Source organism: Planktotalea sp. (assembly GCF_049680325.1).
Taxonomy (GTDB): Bacteria; Pseudomonadota; Alphaproteobacteria; order Rhodobacterales; family Rhodobacteraceae; genus Planktotalea.
This window is the reverse complement of sequence record NZ_JBAUHO010000240.1, coordinates 1-6200: the sequence shown is the minus strand read 5'-3', so window position 1 is coordinate 6200 and position 6200 is coordinate 1. Positions and strand designations below refer to the sequence as shown.

The 6200-nt window shown below is 55.3% G+C and carries 6 protein-coding genes; 5 read left to right on the top strand and 1 reads right to left on the bottom strand.

The genetic code is table 11. The features are described from left to right. A partial coding sequence (locus WBC85_RS10900) for a BCCT family transporter (RefSeq protein ID WP_424436652.1) occupies positions 1-271 on the bottom strand: 271 nt, incomplete at its 3' end. A 337-nt stretch (positions 272-608) separates the two neighbouring features. Here WBC85_RS10900 and WBC85_RS10895 point away from each other — a divergent pair. The 5 genes from WBC85_RS10895 (at position 609) to WBC85_RS10875 (ending at position 6198) form a co-directional block, all read left to right on the top strand. Further along, entirely contained in the window at positions 609-1832 is a 1224-nt protein-coding gene (locus tag WBC85_RS10895; protein ID WP_424436655.1) for an aminotransferase class V-fold PLP-dependent enzyme, read from the top strand. 55 nt (positions 1833-1887) lie between these two features. Then, entirely contained in the window at positions 1888-3309 is a 1422-nt protein-coding gene (locus WBC85_RS10890) for a cryptochrome/photolyase family protein (RefSeq protein ID WP_424436649.1), read from the top strand. A 113-nt stretch (positions 3310-3422) separates the two neighbouring features. After that, complete coding sequence (locus WBC85_RS10885; protein ID WP_424436646.1) at positions 3423-4631, top strand: class I SAM-dependent methyltransferase; 1209 nt, start codon at positions 3423-3425, stop codon at positions 4629-4631. After that, a complete protein-coding gene (locus WBC85_RS10880; RefSeq protein WP_424436643.1) occupies positions 4631-5071 on the top strand; it encodes a TrgA family protein in 441 nt (146 codons plus the stop codon). The genes WBC85_RS10885 and WBC85_RS10880 overlap by 1 nt, the downstream gene beginning before the upstream one ends. After that, positions 5068-6198 carry an NUDIX domain-containing protein gene (locus WBC85_RS10875; protein WP_424436640.1) on the top strand — a complete coding sequence of 377 codons (1131 nt, stop codon included), beginning with the start codon at positions 5068-5070 and terminating at the stop codon, positions 6196-6198. Before WBC85_RS10880 ends, WBC85_RS10875 begins: the two co-directional genes overlap by 4 nt. Positions 6199-6200 lie beyond the last annotated feature (2 nt).

Sequence of the window (6200 nt, the reverse complement as noted above, 5' to 3'; positions counted from 1 at the left end):
TGATGCGGTTGCCTGTGGAAGGCAAAGCAGCGACCACAATCAAGAAAAAGAGAAACAAACCAACGATAATGATGTAAAAACTGTTGAAGCCTTCGAGCAACCTCCAGTTCCAACTGCCAAGCGTGCTGTTTGCATTGGCTGGGAACAAAAGTGCCCAAAGTACAAGTGCTACCATGATGCCCTTGGAAATAAGAGCAATCGGTAGGCTGTTCCCGCGATAAAAGCCACCGTCGGCTTTTTTAATCTCGAGATCTGTGAATGGCGGTTTCATGAAGCGCCTCCTCCCTAGAAATAACGGTAATGTGATATTACCTTGTCATTCTGAGTGCCAGCATTGCTCGCAAACAGACGTTGCGTTGCCGTCGTTCCTAAGTCCACATGCGACATGTAACCGCATACACGACAATTTTTGCGAATTTTTTGATGCGTCTTAACACTCGTTGGATAGCCCTCAAACTGGCTTGTTACCGGGTTAAGATTTGAGCTTTCAGAACGGTAACGGTTTCCAGCAGGTTTTACGGAAGATTTTTACTTTTCACTCAACTTATAGATGCTTGCGCTTTGACGCGATTTGCGTTTCTCTTCGGCAAAATTGGGGAAGATGAATGATGTCATCACTAGATCTAGACTTTGTCAGGGCGCAGTTCCCTGCATTTTCGCAAGCCTCTCTGAAAGGTCAGGCTTTCTTTGAAAATGCTGGTGGTAGCTACACCTGTGCTCAGGTCGTGGACCGTCTGACGCGCTATTACACACAGCGTAAAGTCCAGCCCTATGCCCCCTACGAAGCCTCGCGCCTTGCAGGCGAGGAAATGGACGAGGCACGCACGCGCCTAGCCGCCATCATGGGCGTTGATACGGATGAAGTGTCCTTTGGCCCGTCCACAACGCAAAACACTTATGTTCTGGCACAGGCTTTTGCCGGTTTCATGCAGGCGGGCGAAGCGATTGTCGTCACCAATCAGGACCATGAGGCCAATTCAGGCCCCTGGCGTCGTTTGGCAGAACGCGGCATTGAAATTCGCGAATGGAAGATTGATCCAGAAACCGGTCATCTTGATCCAGCGGCCCTTGAAGGATTGCTAGATGAAAAGGTGCGGCTTGTGTGCTTCCCGCACTGCTCGAACGTGGTGGGCGAAATCAACCCGGTGACCGAGATAACGGCCATGGCCCATGCGGCGGGGGCGTTTGTCTGCGTTGACGGCGTTTCCTACGCGCCGCACGGGATTGCCAATGTGGGTGAACTGGGACCGGATATCTATCTCTTTTCCGCGTACAAGACCTATGGCCCGCATCAGGGTATCATGGTTATGCGACGCGCTTTGGGCATGGCGCTGCCAAATCAGGGCCATTACTTCAATGCTGAAAGCCTTTATAAACGCTTTACTCCAGCCGGGCCGGATCACGCACAGATTGCGGCCTGCGCGGGGATGGCGGATTACATCGATGCGCTTGCGGGGCATCATGGAATCGACGGCGATGCCACGGCGCGCGGCGCAGGTGTGCATGATCTGATGCGCGCGCATGAGGCGGCTTTGCTTCAGCCTTTGCTTGATTATGCCAGCTCGAAGAACTCTGTGCGCCTAATCGGGCCAGATCAGGCGACAGGGCGTGCGCCAACGGTCGCCTTGTCGCTGCAAAGCAATGCGGAAGAGACGGCGGCGAAGCTTGCAAAACACGGTATTATGGCAGGGGGCGGGGATTTTTACGCGCTACGTGCTTTGGGCGCGATGGGCGTTGATCTTGACTTGGGGGTGCTGCGACTTAGCTTCACCCATTACACGTCCAAAGGCGAAATAGATCAGCTATTGAATGCTCTGGATGATGTGCTTTGACTAAATCCTCTGCTGGCGTGTCACAACGCTAGCTACAAAGCCGGGTGCATGCCGCGTGAATGAACAGCGACCTATCATTGTCTGGTTCAGGCGCGATCTGCGCCTAAGCGATCATGCGGCGTTGACCGCGGCTTGCGCGTCAAATGCACCTGTCATTGCGGTTTTCATTCGCGATCCGTTGGTTGACCGGCTTGGCGCAGCGCCAAAGTGGCGGTTGGGGCAGGGTTTGGCGGCGCTTGAGAGCAGGCTCGCCGAAATGGGTGCAAAGCTGATTTTGCGCAGCGGCCCTGCGCTTGACACGCTTCTTGCGCTTCTGGCCGAGACAGGCGCGCAAGGGGTATATTGGTCACGGCTTTATGATCCCGAGAGCGTTGCGCGCGATACTGACATCAAAGCCCAGCTTCGCGCGCAAGGGGTGGAGGCCCGCTCGTTCGGTGGGCATGTGATGTTTGAGCCATGGAGCGTGCAAACCAAAACGGGCGGCATGTACAAAGTTTACACGCCGTTCTGGCGGTCCGTGAAAGACCGTAGCGTGGATGCCCCGCGATCCGCGCCGCCGACCCTTTGTGCGCCGGAAACATGGCCACAGAGCGAGCGGCTTGCGGACTGGCACCTTGGCGCGGCCATGCGGCGCGGTGCTTTGATTGTCGCGCGTCACGCGCAGGTCGGTGAAAGCGCGGCGCTGGATCGGCTTGCCGAATTTATCGAAGATGACGTGGCCGATTACGTCCAGATGCGCGATATCCCATCAAAGCGCGGAACATCGGGTTTGAGCGAGAACCTCGCCCTTGGTGAAATCAGCCCGCATCAATGCTGGCATGCGGGGATGCGCGCATTGCACGAGGGCAAAGCAGGCGCAGAGGTCTTTCTGAAAGAGCTGGTCTGGCGTGAATTTGCCTATCACCTGATGCATCATTCGCCGCATATCCTGACAAGCAACTGGAAGCCCGATTGGGACAAGTTTGCTTGGTATACCGACGCGGCGCATCCAGAGGTCATCGCATGGCAGCAGGGGCGCACAGGGGTGAAGTTTGCCGATGCGGCGATGCGCGAATTATATGTGACAGGCAAGATGCACAATCGTGGTCGCATGATCGTGGCCTCCTACCTGAGCAAGCATCTGCTGACCCATTGGCGCATCGGGCAGGCGTGGTTTGAAGAATGCCTAACCGATTGGGATCCCGCATCAAATGCCATGGGCTGGCAATGGGCGGCGGGCTCGGGGCCCGATGCTTCGCCCTATTTCCGCGTGTTCAATCCGGACACGCAACTGGACAAGTTTGATCCCAAAGGTTTTTATGTGAAGCGATGGATTGCAGAAGGCCAAAGCGATCCGCCTGAAACGGCGCTAAGCTATTATGAGGCTATTCCCGAAAGCTGGAATTTGACCGCGCGCGATATCTATCCAAGCCCGGCGCGCGATCTTGCAGCAGGGCGCCAGCGTGCGCTGGATGCCTATCAAAATCGCGGCTTCTAAACGCGGGCTTGGGCGCGCAGTCTTGCCATAAACGCCTGTTTTGCGCCAAACTTCCGTAAATCATCGCGACATGCACGCGTGCGCGGCATGCGCGTCGATGTGAAGGGGGGGACATGATTTATACTTCAACAGACGAACAAAAGGGCCTTCCGCGTTATTTCGCGCAGGTTTTCGCGACCGCAAGATCCTTGAGAAACGGGCGCATAGACTTTCATCTCAAAGACGGGCGCGTGTTTCGGGCTGAGGGACAAAACCCGGGCCCGATCGCGGCGCTTTATATCCATAATGACGATCTTTTTGCGCGTTTGATCCGTGAAGGCGATCTCGGTTTTTGTGATGCCTACCTGGATGAATGGTGGTCCACGCCAGATTTGCAGGCATTCATGGACCTTGTTCACACGGATAACGAAACGATTTATGACGGTTTTCCGGGCTTGGGACTTGTGCGGATGATCGAGCGGTTCCGTTTTTGGCTAAGGCGCAATCACAAAGAACAGGCGCGCAAGAATATCTCGTATCACTATGATCTGGGCAATGATTTCTATCGGCTTTGGCTGGATGAAACCATGACCTATTCTTCGGCCATTTTCGAGACTGGACAAGAGAGCACCGAAAAGGCGCAAATTGCGAAATACGCGTCTATGGTCGATGAAATGGGGGCCAAGCCGGGCGATCATGTGTTGGAAATCGGCTGCGGATGGGGTGGCTTTGCCGAATATGCCGCAAAAGAGCGCGGATTAAAGGTGACCGGGCTGACCATTAGCAAAGAGCAGTTGAAGTACGCAACGCATCGCATTGAAAAGGCGGGGCTTTCGGACATGGTCGAGCTGAAACTGCAAGACTATCGCGACGAAACAGGCCGCTATGACGGCATTGCCTCCATCGAAATGTTTGAAGCGGTGGGCGAAAAATACTGGCCGGTCTATTTCGAAGCGGTGCGCAATCGGCTCAAGCCCGGAGCGCGCGCGACACTCCAGATCATTACTGTTGCGGATCGCCGTTGGCAGGTCTATCGGCGGGGTGTGGATTTTATCCAGAAATACATCTTCCCGGGGGGCATGTTACCCAGCCCCGGCGCATTGAATGCGCAGGTGAAAAAAGCGGGGATGGAGGTCGTCAGGTCCAAGGAGTTTGGCGAGAGCTATTCGATCACCCTGCGCCGTTGGTTTGAGACGTTTAACGAGACATGGGATCGCGTTGCGGAAATGGGATTTGACGATCGGTTCAGGCGCATGTGGAACTTTTATCTGACCTCTTGCGCCGCGGCGTTTCACAGCGGAAACTGCGACGTAACACAAATCACAATTCGAAAGTCGCAATAATGCCCACAGCCGCCCGAGTGATCGCCGCCCTTTGCCTTGCCGCATTGGCTTGGCTGGTTTCAGATATGGTCAAACCTCTGTTCGAGGAGGGTAAGACCTTCGGCAATTTCAACTTGATAAATGCTGTTGTCGGGTTTCTGGTCGGCTGGCAAGTTGTTGGCGCACGCGCGGGGCGGGGCATGGGTGCCGCGATCAATAATGGTCTCACTGGCGGCGTGGTGATGTTGTTTTGGGCATTGCTTCTGCATTCAAGCTACAAGATGTTTCAGGTTTCCATGCGCGGGCGTTATGACGGGGCCTTCGAAGCGGCGGCAGCTGCCTTTCAAATCATGTTCGAATTTGCGACCCTGATCGCAACCCCGCTTATCATCACAACGCTTGTTGTCGGCTCGGCCCTTAGCGGTTTGTTTGCTGAATATACGTCAAGGCGCGCGTCTTGAGCCAATCTCTGTTCTTTTATGGCACGCTTTGTCATGTGCCGTTGCTGGAACTGGTTTTGGGGCGTTCGCGCGTCGAAATTTCCTATTGCGATGCGAATTTGGCGGATCATCTGGCAACTTGGGTCAAAGACGAGCCCTTTCCAATGATCGCGGAGCAGAGCGGTGCAAGTGCCCAAGGAATTCTTGTTCAGGATTTGAGCGAAACAGATATCGCACGGTTGCGCTTTTATGAGGGCGGCTTTGAATATGATCTGAAGCCCGTTCATGTAAGCGTTGAGGGGGGATCATTGCCCGCAAAGGTGTTTTTCCCGAAGCCGGGGCGCTGGCAGCAAGGGCAGGTCTGGGATTTGCAGGTTTGGGCGGCGCAATGGGGGCGGCTTTCGCTTAATACCGCGCGCGAGGTTATGCAGCATTACGCAAACACCAGCGTGGACGAGATCGCACGCTTGCTGCCGTTTTTGCGCGCGCGTGCTTGGGCGAAAGAACTGGCGCGCGACCCTGCGCCAAGCACATTGCGCCGCGATATGCCTGCAAGTACCGTGTCGCTTGAAATGCGCGATGACGGGTATGCGGGTTTTTTCAGGCTGGATACATTTGATGTGGCATACCCGCGCTTTGACGGCGCTCAAAGCGAGACCCTGGAGCGCGGGGCTTTCGTGGCCTATGACGCGGCCTTGGTGCTGCCTTATGATCCCGCACGCGATCTTGTGATGTTAATTGAACAGATGCGCTACGGCCCGCTGCTGCGCTCAGATCCGCTGCCTTGGATGCTTGAGCCGATCGCGGGATTGGTGGATGCTGGCGAAGCGCCAATTGAAACGGCGCGGCGCGAAGCGGTGGAAGAAGCGGGGCTTGCGTTGCAAGACATTCGCCCGATGTTGAAAGTCTATGCTGCGCCTGGCTATTCGACCGAATTTTTCCATTGTTTTCTAGGTGTTTGCCCCTTGGATAAGGTCCAGCAAGCTGTGCATGGATTGGCCAGCGAGCATGAAGATATCCGCACTCACGTGATCCCTTTCGAACAGGCTATGGCCTTGCTGGATAGCGGTGAGATCAATCAGGCACCTTTGGCAATGATGTTGCTTTGGCTGGCGCGCCGGCGCGATGAACTCCGATCCCTTGCGTGATC